General features: G+C 52.4%; 9 protein-coding genes and 1 CRISPR repeat array (1 of these 10 cut by a window edge). Of the genes, 8 read left to right on the top strand and 1 reads right to left on the bottom strand.

Going from position 1 to position 19,167, the window contains the following annotated elements:
• Nucleotides 1–92 precede the first annotated feature (92 nt).
• Nucleotides 93–797, bottom strand: a complete 705-nt coding sequence (gene csa3 / locus FKB36_RS12625; RefSeq protein ID WP_261598450.1) for a CRISPR-associated CARF protein Csa3 — start codon at nucleotides 795–797, stop codon at nucleotides 93–95.
• A 132-nt stretch (nucleotides 798–929) separates the two neighbouring features.
• Between csa3 and cas6 the strand changes: the two genes are divergently transcribed.
• The 8 genes from cas6 to cas2 are packed head-to-tail and all read left to right on the top strand — an operon-like array spanning nucleotide 930 to nucleotide 10,718.
• Nucleotides 930–1,781 carry a CRISPR system precrRNA processing endoribonuclease RAMP protein Cas6 gene (cas6, locus tag FKB36_RS12630; protein ID WP_261598451.1) on the top strand — a complete coding sequence of 284 codons (852 nt, stop codon included), beginning with the start codon at nucleotides 930–932 and terminating at the stop codon, nucleotides 1,779–1,781.
• A complete protein-coding gene (gene cas10d, locus FKB36_RS12635; protein ID WP_261598452.1) occupies nucleotides 1,778–5,008 on the top strand; it encodes a type I-D CRISPR-associated protein Cas10d/Csc3 in 3,231 nt (1,076 codons plus the stop codon). The genes cas6 and cas10d overlap by 4 nt, the downstream gene beginning before the upstream one ends.
• Nucleotides 5,009–5,022: 14 nt before the next feature.
• Complete coding sequence (cas7d, locus tag FKB36_RS12640; protein WP_261598453.1) at nucleotides 5,023–6,039, top strand: type I-D CRISPR-associated protein Cas7/Csc2; 1,017 nt, start codon at nucleotides 5,023–5,025, stop codon at nucleotides 6,037–6,039.
• Nucleotides 6,039–6,800, top strand: a complete 762-nt coding sequence (gene cas5d, locus FKB36_RS12645) for a type I-D CRISPR-associated protein Cas5/Csc1 (protein ID WP_261598454.1) — start codon at nucleotides 6,039–6,041, stop codon at nucleotides 6,798–6,800. The genes cas7d and cas5d overlap by 1 nt, the downstream gene beginning before the upstream one ends.
• A complete protein-coding gene (gene cas3 / locus FKB36_RS12650) occupies nucleotides 6,797–8,863 on the top strand; it encodes a type I-D CRISPR-associated helicase Cas3' (protein WP_261598455.1) in 2,067 nt (688 codons plus the stop codon). Before cas5d ends, cas3 begins: the two co-directional genes overlap by 4 nt.
• Nucleotides 8,860–9,411, top strand: a complete 552-nt coding sequence (gene cas4 / locus FKB36_RS12655; protein WP_261598456.1) for a CRISPR-associated protein Cas4 — start codon at nucleotides 8,860–8,862, stop codon at nucleotides 9,409–9,411. The genes cas3 and cas4 overlap by 4 nt, the downstream gene beginning before the upstream one ends.
• Nucleotides 9,412–10,446, top strand: coding sequence for a type I-D CRISPR-associated endonuclease Cas1d (cas1d, locus tag FKB36_RS12660; protein WP_261598457.1), 1,035 nt, complete (start codon nucleotides 9,412–9,414; stop codon nucleotides 10,444–10,446).
• Between the two features lie 5 nt (nucleotides 10,447–10,451).
• Nucleotides 10,452–10,718 carry a CRISPR-associated endonuclease Cas2 gene (gene cas2, locus FKB36_RS12665; RefSeq protein ID WP_261598458.1) on the top strand — a complete coding sequence of 89 codons (267 nt, stop codon included), beginning with the start codon at nucleotides 10,452–10,454 and terminating at the stop codon, nucleotides 10,716–10,718.
• A 166-nt stretch (nucleotides 10,719–10,884) separates the two neighbouring features.
• Nucleotides 10,885–19,167: direct repeats of the CRISPR family, unit length 37 nt; unit sequence GTCACAGCTCATCAGAAAACCCGATAGGGATTGAAAC (it continues 1,134 nt past the right edge of the window).

The raw sequence follows: 19,167 nt of genomic DNA on the forward strand, positions 1-19,167 counted from the left end.
TCGCGGCAGGTCTAATTAGAATTATCAGGGATCTGGCAGAGAGCAGGTTGAGCATCCCGGCACAAAGAGGGGATTCCTTTAACGCTAAATAATCATCGGGCCTGAAGGTTGTTGCTCTCCAGAGTTCCCGGGAGGCGTCTCTTCCCTGTTTTGAGTATTATTTTCCCGCTGAACTGTAGCGTTACAACCCTGCTCTGTTTCTCCTGCTGTATATGAACCAGTTCTTTGGATGCAAGTTTTGCACAAACACGTGACGCTGTGCTCTCGGATATCTGCACTCTCCGGGCAATTTCTGAAATAGAGGTTGGATTGTGTGCGGCGACGTCAGCCAGTATCTGGAGCGCTCTCTCATCGATCGAAAATGGGAGGCGCGGAGGATTGTATATTTCAGTTTCTCGTTCTATATCCGAGAAGATTGCACATTGATGAATATGTGGAGCGAGTATGAGTGTGGCGGTGGTGAGAGCAACGAGAACCTCTCGTGGGCCGCCGGAGAGGTTGACTATTAGGCTCCCATCCGGATGAAATGGAGGTGTTGATGCACGAATTTCATCAAGAAGCGCAAGAATCATGGATTCAATATTACGGTTATCAACTCGCAGAACGTCTACACTAATATCGCCGCTGATCTTCTGGCTCATCTCCCTGACGGCGTCGATGGCTCGGTCTGCCCTGGCATCTTTCCCAAACTCCGGTCTGATCAGGCATATCCGGTCTCCCCGCTCAATCCCGCACCTGACAATCAGGGAGATGATATGAGAGGTGTCGAACCCGAGTGGCGAGAGATACGTTTTCATCAACTGAGTAATACTTCCCTGCCGGTATATATGCACTTTGACACAAATTGACCGCATGAATTGCACTTTTCTGCAAAAACCGGTCCTAAAAAAAGCCAAAAGGTTTATCAGAACCCGCACACATGCTAAATTATGCGCCAGATATTCATCAAGGTGCGACCGAAGGATGCGTTCGAGGTTCCACATAGCGATGGGTATCAGGTATACTCCGCCCTGCTTGCACTCATTAAATCTGTAAATCCAGAGGTCAGCGAGAGATTACATGGCTCTTCGGTGCGCACAATGTCGGTCGGAGGTCTCAATGGAAATTTTGAGAGAAGTAACAAGAACGGCTTCAAACGCCTTGCGCCGGATAAGTTATACACGATACGGATCGGAGTCATCGATTCGCATGAGGAGGAATTTTTCCAGAATCTTGTATACCCCATACTCCTCGAAAGGCGGAATATTGTACTTGATAGAGGGGAGTTATGTGTCGAACATGTAGAAGACAGGCAAGTGTCGTATACAGACCTGTTTCGTAAGGTTGCCGGATACGCCGGCTCAACTCTGGAGATCAATTTTCTAACTCCGACATGTATCCAGTACAAGAACAGTAAAGTCACTGAAATGTTCCCGCAGCGAATTGCAGTATTCCATTCCATACTCTCAAAGTGGAATCTGGTGTGCCCTGACGGTTATAGGATGGATATAAATCGCGACGAATTTGGTCGGTACTTGATAGAGAAACCGGATGTTCGATCATATACCACATACAGCGTTCTTGTGAATACGGTTTTTGACAGAGTGAATGGCCATGCCCGCCCTATCTTCAAACAGGGTTTTGTTGGACGCTGTGGGTATGCATTCACCCCGGATGCACCAAAATCTTTCCGGAATGCTGTCACGATCCTTGCACTTTTTGCGGAGTTCAGTGGGGTTGGATCAAGCGTCACCCGGGGATGCGGCCAGGTGAGCGTAAGTTTAGAGGAGAAGGAAACATGATGGTAAAGTCGCCAGAGAGCATTATCCCACCAGATGTATTACGCGAATATCTCCGCCCGGAGACAGGGGACGCAATCCATGATCCATATCAGGTTCTTATCGATTATTATGAGATTATTGACCCGTCCCTCCGGGGCTCCAGCGTTGCATACCTCCCTGCAAAGAGTACGGAGATGGGGAAAGTTGACCAGACGATGCTCAACCATATCCGAAATGGTGTCTGGGCTCTCATTGAACTCAATGTCGGGCTAATCGCCCTCGGCTCTGCTAATGCTCTCTCTGAGCGGGAACTGCGAGAAGTGATTGCCCTCTTTTCGGTTCATGATCTCCACAAAATTCATGGAAAAGATTGGAAAGAGCAGTTTGATATTTCGCAGGAAGAAGTCCTCGAGTACGCTGAGGCGTTCGGAGCAACAAAATTCGCCCCCGACCTCACCGGACATGACTTCCAGTCAGTCGCCGTCGCACTGCACAAATCGATCGGATTCCATGCGAATCTCTCAGTAAAGTTTAACCTCTATCGCCCCTGGCTGACGATCGCCGATACGCTTGCAAGTATAGAGCAGCCACAGGCAACGCCATCGATGCAGCAACAACTGGACCGGATCGACCCCTCGGTCGACTTCTACTATCATACATTTCAGGAGGCAACCGGTATCCTCACCAATCTCGTCCATACCGGGATTGCCGGGTGGGCTTCAGAAAAAGGGCTCCACCCCCTCCTCATATTTGAGAAAGGAGTTCTTTACCTTGGGGAGGCGGACAAACAGTTTGAGTTGAACGGGGAGGAGGATATCAAAGAGATCTACCGGGCGTTCAGGGAGGCGCTTAACTCCTCCCATCCTACATTCTCTGATACGCTTGAGTTGCAGAAGAGTATCGATGCATCACAAGCAAGCAAAGGATTTTACAGAATTGAAAATGTCTTCTTCTTCTATTCGGGAGTAGAGAAGGTTGCGAAAGCCTTCGCAGCTGCGGCTGTATTGAGAGAGAGTGAGAATACCGCAACCATCGAGGTAGACTGCACCGGTGGCGTGCTCAAGGTTGGAAACACAGAACCAGATATGCAGTACCCTCCGGCGCAGACGGTAAGTATTCCCCGGAAGTGTATCACCGGCATCACCGTCGACGGGCGGACGGTGGATACGGGCGATGTCTTGATCCGCTGTCGCTCAGAAGAGCGGAAACGAAAGAAATTCACACTGATCCCGGAATCCGTAGAGATCGATGGGCAGAGAGTTTCCGGGAAGGTTGCCATTAACGGGACCGGCCTGATGACCAGCCAGATCGGGTACCGGGCGCACATTATGGAGGATTTCGGGAGCGACATCGGCTGGGATTCAAAGATCATATCCTACTCCCGTGCAATCTCGGGGCTCCGGATGCAACTCATTGAACCTCTTATCAAGATCGGTGCGCTGGACTCGGCTGACCCTGTACTTGAGACCTGCAGAATGTTCGGCGTCGATGCAGCCCTCTCCGAGCGCCTATCCGGATATGCTCAGGCTCATCGTACAGATGACCACCACCGCGTTGGCGGGTTCTGGAACTACTCATATGTTATTGCCCGGGATCTTCTCGATCGGGATATTGATGGGATTTGGTTTGCTGACATTCGAACATCCAACGAGAAGATCCAGTATCTTGAGGATTGCATCACGCGCTACCTCCAGAGAGTTCCTCATGAAAAGATCCAGGAACTCGAATCCGAGTTACTCTATCCTTACCAGGAAAAGATGCTCGTCTGGATATCCGAGAACCTCGAGTTCAACGGTTCGATGTTCTACGGCACATTTGAAAACAAGGCCGATAAGTTCCAGGCATATTGTAATGGTGGAGGTATCTGCCGCCTCTCCAACGATACGCCCTATGACAAGGAGAGGATCCCGTTATCCATTGGGGTGGGTATGCTTGGTCTTTCCTTTTCCAACCGTTTGCCGGTAGGTGCAAGCGAGCCTGCTCTGTATGTATCAGTCCCTATCGCGATCGAGATGGGATTAAGATATATCGGTCATGGAATTAAAGGAGGAGCCAACCGGATATACTTCCGGCTTATTCCCGACCACTTCTATACGCCGGTTCTATCCCGCCTGTTCTCACAGTTTTTAAGCGTATTTAATGGAGACTGCCAGACAAACGTCCGGGCGCTTGCTCTTGATATCCTTTCCCGGGATACTCCACAGTACGAACTACTGGTTCGTGACCTTGTCTCGGAGTCCGGTCGGAAGAATGTCCTGCGGTATGCTGGCTATGGTTACAAGAGTCTCCACACAACCTATGACGTCGTCTTTAACAAGGTGAGGGATAACGACACTGAATACTGGTTTTTCGGATCATATCTCGGGCTAATCCTCGCTGCTGCGACCGGATGCAGGGTGGTCGTCGGCGAGAACCCGATCTGCATGAGTCCTGGTGATGAGTTCTCAGCGATGGTGAAACTCGATGCACCGCATGCCGCTGTGAAGCGGATCTCCGGCGACGTCATCCCGCTTACAGAATTGAGCAGTGTGATCGATCTCGCATCGCTCGTAATTGTACTCGGTTACGAGAATGTGATGGAGGATAAGAGGTTCCCGAAACATCTGCAGACGCTTAAAAACAAGATGTTTCCCGGGAGTTCTCTCTTAAAAGATATCTGGAGAAAGTATGAGAATGAATCAAGAAAAGGGGCATTCGTCAACCGTGCCCGCGGGTACCGCAATGAGAATGAAGAGATTATTTATGACGACAATCCAGGGCTCGTCTTCCTGGCGTTACGGCTTGACCGTATTGGAGGTGATGTAATGGCAGTTGAGACTATTCATGAACTTGCTGAACTCGGCCTGACGGTTGCTATCCCGAAGGGATATGAACCGCACCGGGTCGAGAAACTCTTCCGTGAGTCGGTGAAAGCAGTCCTCGCGAAGCGTGACGGTTCGTTTGCACGAGAAGACTACGTTGATGCAGTATCTGGACGGTTGCTCAAGATGATGCGCCGCGCTGGTACTGATCAGTTCAGCCTTATCCCGGGACTCTATGAGTTTGACCGAACCCACCGGTTTGCAGGGGCATTTGTAGATCACGTCTTCTATGGGCTCTTCGATGGTAATCCCGGGAAGTTGAAGCGTGCTGCAAACGATATCAGCGACGGTTATTACTCCGCCACCCTTGAAATTAGGAATGACGCGTATCAGCGGGAGAGGGCGGCGATTGAGGCTAAGAAGCAAGAGAAGAAAGAGAAAATTTGAGGAGGTTGGACATTATGGCTGAGAAAATAGATTCATTTAAGGAAAAGATTGCTGGCTACACACTGGAGAAACCGGAGAGAAAACCAAAACAGAATTACGTAAGCATCCTGATCTTACGTGAGTTACAGAGCGCTGCCAGGTTCACCACTGATGGAACCGAAGCCAACTCGGCTATTATCAGGGTCGGGGAGATCGAGGAGACCGTCGGCAAGCTTTTTGGACGGAAACAGGTTGCTAGCGATCGGAGAGTTGCGAAAGCGCTTCAGAGAACCCTCATCCAGGACAAGATGAACGCGGCAGTTAAGAAAGGCACGTGGGATGGCTGCTCGATGGTGGTCAACAGCATGTGTCAGCGGTGCCCGGAATGCGCCCTTTTTGGCAGTGCAGCATCAGATGAGGGGATCAGCATTACGTCACGTGTGATGTATGATGAAGCGTATACAATCCGCTCTATCGGCACGATCGTAGAGGAGTACTTCCAGAACGCACCCGGGGACGATTATGCGAAAGGAGCCACATCCGCTATCAGGGAGCCGGACTTCTTCAAGGAAGGCACGCTCTTCCCCTGTGTGGTGACCCTCAAAGACGTCACGCCTGAAGAGGTTCTCTTCTTCCTCAACATTACCGATCGGAACGTCCGGTACGGTGCGACCGGAACACGGTTTGGCAAAACCAGAAACCACATCCTCGGCGTGTATGCTAGCCACCGCGAAGGCCCGTCGAGCCTTGAGGTCACCCGTGGGATTGCAGTTGCCCTTGCAAACGCGGCAGTTGCAAGCGATGAGAATTCATCAGATCCAGCAGAGCACCTCAAGAAAGTCATGACTGCAGACACCCTCCCCGTCGAATCGGTAACCAGAGCCGCTGTCCAGATCTACGAAGACCTTGCTGATAGGCAGCGGATTGCATACGTAAAATCTGACGCGGACGAGGTAAGTGCCATTCTCGATGAGATGAAGGACGATGCAGTTGTTAAAGCCATCCTTGAGGCGCAGGTAGATAAGATTGCAGATTATGTTTCGGCGGATTGATGGAGGTATTGATGTCTCAGGTATCGAGTTCTCCGAATAATGGCGCAGGTACTCGTGCCTTTGAGGGCGTCCTCGAACTCATGAGCGAGTTATTCTTTGCTTCGCTCGAACCAGGCAACAACTACGTAACGCGGCCGATCATCCTGAATACTGCCCTTTACTACGCACTGGGGTACGCACAGGGTAACTATGTCAACAAGCCGGTAAACAAGCGATCAAAAAAGCAGCAACCGGCTTACATCGAGGAGACCAACGGTATCGTCGACACCATATACGTGAGCCCTGCCCGCCCGATAGGAGACATACACTACACAAGCGAAAACTCAAACGCTCGCAGCGATGAGTATATCCAGTATAACCGGCTGAAAGAACAGAAAAACTCCCCAACGGGGAAGATTGGAACTAGGAAGCAGATCCAGCCAGGAGCCCGGTTCCGATTCTTCGTTCTCACGTTCGATGGAAGTGAACCTGATATGCCCCCATATATCCGCGTTGGGAAGAAACGGTCAAAGGCACTTGTCACATGGAGGGAAGTCCCGGTCAGCATGACCGATGGAGAGTTCTTGATGAACCACCCTGTTCTTGTCGATGACCTTGCAGAGATGCCTCTCGGAGATCTCTCTTTTCAGCGCATGCAACCGTTCGATGTTATTGAACGCGGGAGGTTTATCGAACCGCACCTGGTGCTTGACTGCGGAGCTCCCGCAGGCAGGTTTGCGCTCCCGGCAAGCATCCGGTTCCTTCGGAGGTACCGGGCGTGATAGTAGAGGGGCTCTCGATACCTCGCTATGATGCTGAACCGCTCCTCGACTCTTTTCTTCCTTACGGCCACCAGGTCGTTGTTCGCGAGACAATTCGGAACCATGATGAGTTCTTCCTGTTTGTAACAGCTCCAACGGGGTCTGGAAAGACCGACTCGTGGGCAATACCGGCACTTTCCGGCAACCTGGGCGTTGTTATGGCGCTCTACCCGACAAACGCGCTCGCAGAAGATCAGTTCAGAACGCTTTCCTCCCTCCGCAACCACCTGGGGTCTCAGACACCGGTCGAGTTTGTAACCTCAAAGACCCTCGGCATCATGCGTGATAAGGCCGGTATGAGGATGACCAGGGGGGATATCCTGGAAGATCTGCTCCGCTCGATGTACCGGGCAGGCAGCGGCATCGTCGTGACTAATCCTGATATCTTCATCTATGCCATCAAGAACTACTACTACAACAAATACCTCTCTTCTGCGCTGAAGAGTTTTGTTACTACCGTAGTTTTTGACGAGTTCCACCTCTACGATCTTCGACAGAGAGACCTGATACTCTTTATCCTGCATGATCTATTGTCATCAGGTTCTGCCGGCATGCGGAAGTTCATCTTCCTGTCTGCAACGCCTGAACCCTCTCTGTTGGAGAAGGTCAGAGATGTGATCGGGGTCCAACCTATTGTGGCAGACGTTTTCTGTGGTCAGCCTGTGGTCGATGAGCGACTCATTTTACCAGAAGTTGATATTGATTTCCGGCACGGTAAGAGGTTCCGGGCCGGAGAATCTATTGTAGCACACCTGGGCGACTTCCTTGAGTTTCGAGAAGGATTCCGGACCGCCGTCATTCTGGATAGCGCTATCGAAGTGGAGTTGGTCAGCGAAACCCTGCGGAACCAGACAGATCTTGAGATCTGTGAGGTGAGCGGATTCCGAAAAGATCCGATCGACGAGCCATTCGATATCCTTGTCGGGAACAAGGCAGTGGAGGTCGGAATTGACTTTAAAGGGGATACTGCCATCCAGCGCCTGGTTTTTTCAAGTAATACCGTGAGCGAGTTCCTGCAACGTTTCGGAAGACTCCGAAACCCTCAACCTGATGTCAGGTACAAGGCGCTCTGTTATGCTCCTGCCGGGGTGGTACAACACTTCTCCGGCTATGAGCGGATGTCAAGGCAGGAACTGGAAAATGATCTGCGAAGGACCATGCAGGATCCCCGCGTCTTTGAGAACTTCAGGTGGCGATACGGCTACCTTGAGGCATGGGAGTATATATATCGGAACGCAACGGGCATCGGTGCCCGTGAGGCACGAGTTATAAAACATCTGCGCGCTTTCCCACCATCGCAGGGAGGGGTACCACAGGATATACGATCAGGGTATATAGACCGAGGATTAAGTCTGATTTATCTCCATTACTTGAAGGATGGAGGTATAAATCCACGAGAGGCCTGGAAACTTCTCCCGAAGCTCGAAAAAATGAGCGATGCATGCCTCGATATCATTGAAGAATTGGGAAATTTCCGCGGCAGCGAGTTATCACTTGCCTATTATCAGGTCCAAACGGGTACTATCGGGACATATAACCTCTTCTTCCTTCTCCGGTGGGCGGATCTGGAACTTGTTGACCGGCGGACATTTCTGCGGCGGATCCCCGGTGAGAAGGTAAGGGAGGCAAAAGAGGTCCTTGATAGGGCGCTTGGGTGTGCGATCATCCATCGAATGAACGATCGCCCACGAAGAGTCTCGCTTGATGGAGCACGGCTCCCCCAGATGGATGAGACAGAGGCGTCACGAAAACCCGCGAAGGCGCTTGGGATCCGTCCAGTCGTAAGAAGCCAAGATCAAGATGAACGCCCCCTTAACCTCGTGGATGTTTCAAGGGAGATTGGAAAACAGGGTCTCTTCTGCAGATACCTATCTCATTCAGGTTTTATTTCAAAGCGTCTCTATGATCTCGACGATTACACGTTTTTGATGAATTTCAAGGACGGAAGCCTCGCTCTTGGTATTGATGCCCTGTACGTGGACTGTGCCGTGCATGATCTTTATCAACGGAGAGAGGGACCATGATTGCAGATCTCGTCAATATCTCCGATCTCAACCAGTACCTCTACTGCCCCCGGCGGCTCTATTACCTCATGTTTTTCAAAACGCAGGAGATCAATGTTCACCTCGCGGACGGCAGGGGGATGCACGCCCGTCAGGGGCGTCGTGGGGGATGGTATAGGGAAGTTTACCTGAGATCTGAGCGCCTCCGACTGCACGGCAGGATTGACCTGATCGACATGCAGGATAAGGCGGCGCCGGTCGAGCGCAAACGGGGGAACGCATACTTTGAAAATGACCTCGTCCAGCTTGCGGCATACGCAATGCTCTTGGAGGAGCACCTTGGCGAACCGGTACCTCTTGGATACCTGTATCTCTATGGAACAAATGAGCGCCATCCAATCGAGATCACAGGACAGCTCCGTCAAAAAGTTACGGATACAGTTGCGGATGTCAGTGCAATGCAGATTGATAAAATCCCGACGTTTTGCGAAAATCCACGCAAGTGTGGGAAGTGTAGTGTGGTCGGATATTGTATGCCCTATGAGACGAGAGTTCTGGAGGAGGTCTGATTGGAGGCGATAGCAAGCGATGGTGCAGAGAAGTTCCGCGAAGTAAAGGCAGCAGAGGGACTGTTCGATGATGAAGTGATCTATGTGTCGGCGCAGGGCAACCGCATCGGGCTTGATGGAGGGCGGATTGTCGTTACCACAGCGGATAAGCAGGAAACGGTGAGTTCTTTTCCAGTGGAGAAGGTGCGCACAGTCAATGTGTTTGGAAACATATCTGTATCCACTCCATTCCTTGCGAGTTGTGGGAAGACAGGAATGTCGGTGAACTACTTCACGTGGTACGGGAAGTATGTGGGGAGCTTCGTCCCGGAACAGAATACGATTGCCGAGATCAGGCGTTGCCAGGCGTCACTTGGTTGTGAGGAGGCATTGGGGATTGTACGGGCGATCATCGGTGCCAAAATCCGAAACTCGCGTACGCTGCTTTCCCGGAAAAAGGTGCGTCCCCCTGAACGACTGAAGGTCCTCGAAGCGAATGTACATTCCGTCAACGATATGAACCAGATCCGCGGAATAGAGGGCGAGGCAGCTGCTCTGTATTTTGGATGTCTTGATGAATGCCTCATTGAGGGGTGGACGTTTGAGAAGAGAACGCGAAGGCCTCCTCAGGACCACATTAACTCGCTCCTATCTCTAACATATGCCATGATGCAGAACGAGGTGATGAGCGCTCTCCGACAGTACAATCTGGACCCGTTCATCGGCGTAATGCACACCGATCGGCATGGCAGGCCGGCGCTGGCCCTCGATCTCATAGAGGAGTTCCGACCGATCTTCTGCGACGCTTTTGCTATCCGGTTGGTTAACCAGCGCATCCTTGACCATGACGACTTTACAGCTGAAAATCGCCTGAAAGAACACGCACTCAAGAAGTACCTCTCTCACTTCGACAGTTACATGAAAGAGACGTTTATGCACCCAAAGTTCAGGTACACCGTAACGCGGCGGCGTGCGGTGGTCATGCAGGCGATCCTGCTCCGGAAAGCAATTGTTGGAGAGATGAAACGGTATCATCCATTCGTATTTCTAAGGTGACTGCGATGAGGATCGTTGTGACTTACGATATCGCAAAGGATAAGGTGCGAAGAAAAGTGTTCAGGATCCTTGAGAGTTATGGGGCCTGGAAACAGTACAGTGTGTTCGAACTAGAAATCTCTGACGTTCAGCATGTCCAGATGCGAGAAAAGATACGGAGTGTGATTGGGGAGCAGGATCGTGTTCGATTCTATGAGTTATGTGAGCGGTGTATGAAAAAAATTACTGAGATAGGGGAACCGTCCCCGGAGGCTATGTCGAACGTAGTATGATGCACCCGGGGCAAAAAGACATACAAGGGAAACACGCATTTTTAGTTGGTGGGTGCCGATCGTGGAGGTTGATAAACCATGGGTACGGGAAGGGGTCATGAACCCGTCGCTCCGATCCAAGCCAGAGATGCCGGTACTACGCCGAATAACCCAAAAATGGGGGGCTGTCACAGCTCATCAGAAAACCCGATAGGGATTGAAACCCGGGCGCAGAGGTGCATGCCAGCGCCCGATATCCAGAGTCACAGCTCATCAGAAAACCCGATAGGGATTGAAACTCAGCGATCGCGTCCACGGCGTCGGCGAACTTCGTCACAGCTCATCAGAAAACCCGATAGGGATTGAAACGAGGGCTTCCCCGCCCCGGACGCACCGGTAAAGGCTAGTCACAGCTCATCAGAAAACCCGATAGGGATTGAAACTGCTTGGTGGCCGTTCTGGTTGTGCCGGGTTCGGCGCTGGTCACAGCTCATCAGAAAACCCGATAGGGATTGAAACGATGGACGGCCGTTAACCCGTTAGCCTCTGAGCGGTCACAGCTCATCAGAAAACCCGATAGGGATTGAAACAACTCGTAGACGCTGATGTAGGGGAGCCGGAACCCGTCACAGCTCATCAGAAAACCCGATAGGGATTGAAACATATAAAAATCAACCGAAAGGAGCCCGCGGGCCATGTCACAGCTCATCAGAAAACCCGATAGGGATTGAAACTCAACTGACTCATGCAGGCGTCGAGCGGGGTCGCTCTGTCACAGCTCATCAGAAAACCCGATAGGGATTGAAACAATGTGTCAGACAGGATTTGAACCTGTGATACCCTGTCACAGCTCATCAGAAAACCCGATAGGGATTGAAACATCGACCGCGAACTGCACGACGCATTGATGAAAGAGTCACAGCTCATCAGAAAACCCGATAGGGATTGAAACCCGGCTTTACGGGCTCCGCTGGGGGCTTGAGGGACGTCACAGCTCATCAGAAAACCCGATAGGGATTGAAACAACGACCTGGCAAAGGCACTCAGTGGCGATGACCCGGTCACAGCTCATCAGAAAACCCGATAGGGATTGAAACGACTCCTGGCCTGCGGTGGCGTCCCGGACCAGGTCGGTCACAGCTCATCAGAAAACCCGATAGGGATTGAAACGTGGGCGACGATGGTCTCCTGCGAGATGATCCCCAGTCACAGCTCATCAGAAAACCCGATAGGGATTGAAACGACGGCAAGGACCGCGAGGGCCGTTGTCGTGCCGAAGTCACAGCTCATCAGAAAACCCGATAGGGATTGAAACTTCGTCGACCCGGGGCGGCTCCACACCTACATAGTAGGTCACAGCTCATCAGAAAACCCGATAGGGATTGAAACCCAGGGTGACATTCTGCCGGACCTCTGCATCGAGGTTGTCACAGCTCATCAGAAAACCCGATAGGGATTGAAACTGCAACGGCGGCGGCTGCCTGCTCCTTGGCAGTCGGGTCACAGCTCATCAGAAAACCCGATAGGGATTGAAACCCGAGCGTGACCTCGCCGACCTCCGAGAAGAGATCAGTCACAGCTCATCAGAAAACCCGATAGGGATTGAAACATCTTGTTCTGCCGGCTGACGGTGATCCCGCGGCAGGGTCACAGCTCATCAGAAAACCCGATAGGGATTGAAACCCGCCCCGCAATCCGGACGCGCTAACCCCCAAGATGGCGTCACAGCTCATCAGAAAACCCGATAGGGATTGAAACCTCCCGCGCGCCGCACCGCTCGCCGAGACGTATCAGACTGTCTGGGAGGAGTCACAGCTCATCAGAAAACCCGATAGGGATTGAAACGGCGCGAGGTAAGCGACGACAACGCCGTCCTTTTCGTCACAGCTCATCAGAAAACCCGATAGGGATTGAAACAGCGACTCCGATCCGCAGTAGGGGCACCTCATACCAGGTCACAGCTCATCAGAAAACCCGATAGGGATTGAAACAAATAAGGAGTTTCTAACACATGCCGAAAACCACAGTCACAGCTCATCAGAAAACCCGATAGGGATTGAAACTCCCCGTACCTCATCCGGGCCGCGAGAGCGTCGCGGGTCACAGCTCATCAGAAAACCCGATAGGGATTGAAACCCCCCGGCGACGGCCACCGTAGCCCCTCCGATCTGTCACAGCTCATCAGAAAACCCGATAGGGATTGAAACAGAGCGTTATAAAACTACAGTCCTGGGGGAATCTCAGTCACAGCTCATCAGAAAACCCGATAGGGATTGAAACAGTCGTATCGATGCACGGGCGGCCGATACCTCGGGTCACAGCTCATCAGAAAACCCGATAGGGATTGAAACTCTTCGGGGTGTGCTGTGCCCGGGGCCGTGCCGCAGGGGTCACAGCTCATCAGAAAACCCGATAGGGATTGAAACGAGGAGGTACCCGGCCAGGTCGTCCTGGTGCCATCGTCACAGCTCATCAGAAAACCCGATAGGGATTGAAACGATATCGAGATCCAGTATACGCTTCGTCGGTCGCGGTCACAGCTCATCAGAAAACCCGATAGGGATTGAAACCACCTACCCCTACGTGGACGGGTGCCCGCACCTCGAGTCACAGCTCATCAGAAAACCCGATAGGGATTGAAACGAGTGAGTGGGCTGCCGAGCAGGGCAAGATCGCCCGGTCACAGCTCATCAGAAAACCCGATAGGGATTGAAACCTGGAGGTTGTAGCCGACCGGGCCCTTGAGGGACGGTCACAGCTCATCAGAAAACCCGATAGGGATTGAAACCTGGAGGTTGTAGCCGACCGGGCCCTTGAGGGACGGTCACAGCTCATCAGAAAACCCGATAGGGATTGAAACTTCGTGTTCGGTGCTTTGAGGTAGAAGGTCTTGTTCGTCACAGCTCATCAGAAAACCCGATAGGGATTGAAACACCGGGACGGTATCGCCGGCGAAATCCGGGGCGGGAGTGTCACAGCTCATCAGAAAACCCGATAGGGATTGAAACACTGCCCCGGCCGCTGCGGCACCCCCGGCGGCGATTGTCACAGCTCATCAGAAAACCCGATAGGGATTGAAACTTGGAGAGGGAGAACCCCTCCACCGCACAGGCGATATGTCACAGCTCATCAGAAAACCCGATAGGGATTGAAACTTATGATTGTTGTGGCGATCATGACAAAAAATTGATGTCACAGCTCATCAGAAAACCCGATAGGGATTGAAACCAGAGCGCTACCCGGCGATCAGAGATGCTCGCATCGTCACAGCTCATCAGAAAACCCGATAGGGATTGAAACCCGGAGGAGATCCGCGAGAAGACCAAGCCGCACACCGTCACAGCTCATCAGAAAACCCGATAGGGATTGAAACCCAGTCATGCGAGACGCGCTGGTTCGTGGCCTCGGTATGTCACAGCTCATCAGAAAACCCGATAGGGATTGAAACACATCGAGAAGGAACTGCAAGCGGCCGCAGAGGGGTCACAGCTCATCAGAAAACCCGATAGGGATTGAAACAACGGCATCCAGCCCTTCCGCGCCGCAGCCTCTGCGGTCACAGCTCATCAGAAAACCCGATAGGGATTGAAACATTGGGAGGGGCGCTGCCCCCCCATTGCACCGGCAGTGTCACAGCTCATCAGAAAACCCGATAGGGATTGAAACAGCGTGAGCATGTTGAAGCGGGTGCTCCTATGTAGTCACAGCTCATCAGAAAACCCGATAGGGATTGAAACTGGGCGGCGTCCATGTCGAATACAACCGTGAACTCGGTCACAGCTCATCAGAAAACCCGATAGGGATTGAAACTAAGATGTGGTTCCGGTGCCGCTCCCTCCAGTAAATGTCACAGCTCATCAGAAAACCCGATAGGGATTGAAACTTTCTGCCTGACTCGTCAGAACCGCCGACATGGTGAAGTCACAGCTCATCAGAAAACCCGATAGGGATTGAAACTTTCTTGTCATGTTCTTTTCACCTCTCTTATTACGTCACAGCTCATCAGAAAACCCGATAGGGATTGAAACGCGGTATTCTCTCTCGCACCCCTGATCGGGTCCAGTCACAGCTCATCAGAAAACCCGATAGGGATTGAAACAGTGAGAATGGAGACGGTGCAAACAACTTTTGAGAACTCGTCACAGCTCATCAGAAAACCCGATAGGGATTGAAACCATCCTGCCTCGAGCCGCACCCCGTCACCTATGAGTCACAGCTCATCAGAAAACCCGATAGGGATTGAAACTTTGTGGTTTTGCCGGTTCAAAGCGATAGATTTTAACGTCACAGCTCATCAGAAAACCCGATAGGGATTGAAACTTGGTATTGAAATCCTCCGAGACTGAGGCGCCGGTGACCGTCACAGCTCATCAGAAAACCCGATAGGGATTGAAACGAAGACAGTCAGGAACTCCCGGGCAATGTGGCGATCGCCCGTCACAGCTCATCAGAAAACCCGATAGGGATTGAAACCAGCAGCCGGCTGTGCGACTCGTTGACCGCGGCGATCGTCGTCACAGCTCATCAGAAAACCCGATAGGGATTGAAACAGGGAACCCCCCGGTTTCCCCTGGCTCTATGACGGGTCACAGCTCATCAGAAAACCCGATAGGGATTGAAACAGAAGAAAGGTTACTTGATTGTTGATCCTGTATTTGGTCACAGCTCATCAGAAAACCCGATAGGGATTGAAACTTACGCTTTGACTCTCCGGGATCGTCGAGACCCCTGTCACAGCTCATCAGAAAACCCGATAGGGATTGAAACATAGGCTAATGGGCCGGGGAACCGGCCGCTATTGTTTGTCACAGCTCATCAGAAAACCCGATAGGGATTGAAACTCGTTCATTCCGGCATTTTCAGTTCTCCCCTCCGCAGTCACAGCTCATCAGAAAACCCGATAGGGATTGAAACAGGACGTTGAACTCTCGCCTCTGCTGGCTTCGTTAGCGTCACAGCTCATCAGAAAACCCGATAGGGATTGAAACACTACCTCCCGGTTCGCTGGCTCCGCTCCTGGTGGCTGTCACAGCTCATCAGAAAACCCGATAGGGATTGAAACAGAAACCGCATATCCCCGGCAGCGTTCCAGAGCAGCGTCACAGCTCATCAGAAAACCCGATAGGGATTGAAACCCTCGTTATCGTGTTCATGGTACTACTTCTGTTTCGGTCACAGCTCATCAGAAAACCCGATAGGGATTGAAACATTCATCCTTCGCTCGACCCTGCCGGGTTTCGGATGCAGTCACAGCTCATCAGAAAACCCGATAGGGATTGAAACTTTCTTACGCCATCGGGCGGCGTCTCGATGCAGCGTCACAGCTCATCAGAAAACCCGATAGGGATTGAAACCGGGACATTCGGCAAACCGGGGCATACATAGCGAAGTATGTCACAGCTCATCAGAAAACCCGATAGGGATTGAAACCCGGCCTCGATCTGCTTCATCCGGTCGTAGACCCGGGTCACAGCTCATCAGAAAACCCGATAGGGATTGAAACCAAGGGTGACGACCCGGGTTCAAATCCCGGCCGGGGGTCACAGCTCATCAGAAAACCCGATAGGGATTGAAACATAGTTGCAGTTTCCGGGGGGTTTTGGTAGGTTGCGTCACAGCTCATCAGAAAACCCGATAGGGATTGAAACAGCGAGGGCAACGGGAGTACGATCGCGGAGGGAGGTCACAGCTCATCAGAAAACCCGATAGGGATTGAAACCGGGCGGGCGTCGAGAAGCACATCACGCCACATCTGGTCACAGCTCATCAGAAAACCCGATAGGGATTGAAACTTCGCGATCAAGTCGTCCGGAACCCCGGGGCCGTCGCGTCACAGCTCATCAGAAAACCCGATAGGGATTGAAACTTGACCTGCCGGAGGTTGAGCGCCTTTCTGCTTCGTCACAGCTCATCAGAAAACCCGATAGGGATTGAAACCGGCACCCGAGCAGGCACACTTACCCCGCTGCAGCGTCACAGCTCATCAGAAAACCCGATAGGGATTGAAACGCGAGGTCCTCCGAGGAGTACCCCTCTGTGTTGTCGTCACAGCTCATCAGAAAACCCGATAGGGATTGAAACCCGCCGCGCTGCACGAAGGCGGGGTGGAGGTCGAAGTCACAGCTCATCAGAAAACCCGATAGGGATTGAAACATGTCGTATTATGGCTGGCTGCAGCACTGCGACTCCTGTCACAGCTCATCAGAAAACCCGATAGGGATTGAAACGGGCTGCCTACGCTTCTTGTTCGCATGTATCTCCTCGTCACAGCTCATCAGAAAACCCGATAGGGATTGAAACAGCACCGGAGGGGGGAGGCGCTAACATGTCCCTCGCCGTCACAGCTCATCAGAAAACCCGATAGGGATTGAAACTGGAATCACCTGGTTCCGGGCCGTATCAATGTCATCGTCACAGCTCATCAGAAAACCCGATAGGGATTGAAACCCGGACGGGCTGCACCCCAGGGTGGTCCCGGTGGCGTCACAGCTCATCAGAAAACCCGATAGGGATTGAAACTCGACTCGGATACCCTCACCACGGACGACCAGACCCTGTCACAGCTCATCAGAAAACCCGATAGGGATTGAAACAACCGGGACGCGACCACGCAGTCCACCCCGACCGTCACAGCTCATCAGAAAACCCGATAGGGATTGAAACCGGATGGCGGCGGCGTCAGAAGTCGATGAGGGCGCAGTCACAGCTCATCAGAAAACCCGATAGGGATTGAAACGGTACTGCCGAAGCCGACGTGATCCGGGCCCAGAAGGTCACAGCTCATCAGAAAACCCGATAGGGATTGAAACGTGCGATAGGTGTGGGTTCTGGTGCAGCCCCCGCCGGGTCACAGCTCATCAGAAAACCCGATAGGGATTGAAACTCGAGCACCAGGCAGCCTGCGGACCAGTGAGCCGGTTCGTCACAGCTCATCAGAAAACCCGATAGGGATTGAAACGCGTCGGCGAGGTTCCAGATCCCGATCTCGGCCCGGTGTCACAGCTCATCAGAAAACCCGATAGGGATTGAAACAGTCAGTGTGATGTCCATGGTTAGTCCTCCATGTTGTCACAGCTCATCAGAAAACCCGATAGGGATTGAAACACGTTGGCGTCGTTCGCTACGGTGTGCGAGGCGATGGTCACAGCTCATCAGAAAACCCGATAGGGATTGAAACTCTGAGGAGCGGCCGGACTACGTCGCCGACATCACCGTCACAGCTCATCAGAAAACCCGATAGGGATTGAAACGGCCTCGGATGGGACGGGGTCACGGTCGCAACCGTAGTCACAGCTCATCAGAAAACCCGATAGGGATTGAAACGCGAGCTTCTCGGTGGTGCGCTTGGCAGCGACACCAGTCACAGCTCATCAGAAAACCCGATAGGGATTGAAACTGAGATCATCAAGGCGGGCGCGCCCAATGCCCCGCGTCACAGCTCATCAGAAAACCCGATAGGGATTGAAACTGTACATTGCCGGTCGTCTGCGCAATCCGACGCAGCGTCACAGCTCATCAGAAAACCCGATAGGGATTGAAACTCGCCCAGGCCGAGCGCGTCGGCGTGGACATGTTCCCGTCACAGCTCATCAGAAAACCCGATAGGGATTGAAACCCGACCAGGGAAAACAGAATCTCTACAAGCGTGCTCATGTCACAGCTCATCAGAAAACCCGATAGGGATTGAAACACCTCTCTCCTCGGTGATATGGTGGCGGGGGTTTTTGTCACAGCTCATCAGAAAACCCGATAGGGATTGAAACCTCGTGAGCGACCCGCCGCCCCGAGTGACACTTTCTCGGTCACAGCTCATCAGAAAACCCGATAGGGATTGAAACGACTACACGGGAGATTGCACCAGCGCCGACGTTCCCGTCACAGCTCATCAGAAAACCCGATAGGGATTGAAACAAAACCGGCGGGATCCAGTGCTGGGGAGAAGATGTGGTGTCACAGCTCATCAGAAAACCCGATAGGGATTGAAACACCCCCGCTGCGGACAGGACCGGGCGCCCCCCGGTGGTCACAGCTCATCAGAAAACCCGATAGGGATTGAAACTGCGCAAGGTCGGCGGATACCTCAAGCCCGAATTGTCACAGCTCATCAGAAAACCCGATAGGGATTGAAACGTGAGCGTGACAGCTGCATCCTGCCAGGCAACTCCGGTCACAGCTCATCAGAAAACCCGATAGGGATTGAAACTGGCCCGCGGGCTGGCGGGTCTGTGAGTGCGGGGAGAGTCACAGCTCATCAGAAAACCCGATAGGGATTGAAACAACGGGAACCACCCCGCCTTGACCGCCGCCACCGCATAGTCACAGCTCATCAGAAAACCCGATAGGGATTGAAACGACGTGTATCACCTCCTCGTGGTGATGGAGCACGACGGTCACAGCTCATCAGAAAACCCGATAGGGATTGAAACACCGGGGAACTAAAGGGTGACGGCCCGACCATCAACATCGTCAC

The organism is Methanoculleus formosensis (assembly GCF_025384765.1).
Taxonomy (GTDB): Archaea; Halobacteriota; Methanomicrobia; order Methanomicrobiales; family Methanoculleaceae; genus Methanoculleus; species Methanoculleus formosensis.

Coding starts and splice junctions, on each gene's coding strand:
- csa3 (WP_261598450.1), bottom strand. CDS start 797: ATGAAAACGTATCTCTCGCCACTCGGGTTCGACACCTCTCATATCATC.
- cas6 (WP_261598451.1), top strand. CDS start 930: ATGCGCCAGATATTCATCAAGGTGCGACCGAAGGATGCGTTCGAGGTT.
- cas10d (WP_261598452.1), top strand. CDS start 1,778: ATGATGGTAAAGTCGCCAGAGAGCATTATCCCACCAGATGTATTACGC.
- cas7d (WP_261598453.1), top strand. CDS start 5,023: ATGGCTGAGAAAATAGATTCATTTAAGGAAAAGATTGCTGGCTACACA.
- cas5d (WP_261598454.1), top strand. CDS start 6,039: ATGGAGGTATTGATGTCTCAGGTATCGAGTTCTCCGAATAATGGCGCA.
- cas4 (WP_261598456.1), top strand. CDS start 8,860: ATGATTGCAGATCTCGTCAATATCTCCGATCTCAACCAGTACCTCTAC.
- cas2 (WP_261598458.1), top strand. CDS start 10,452: ATGAGGATCGTTGTGACTTACGATATCGCAAAGGATAAGGTGCGAAGA.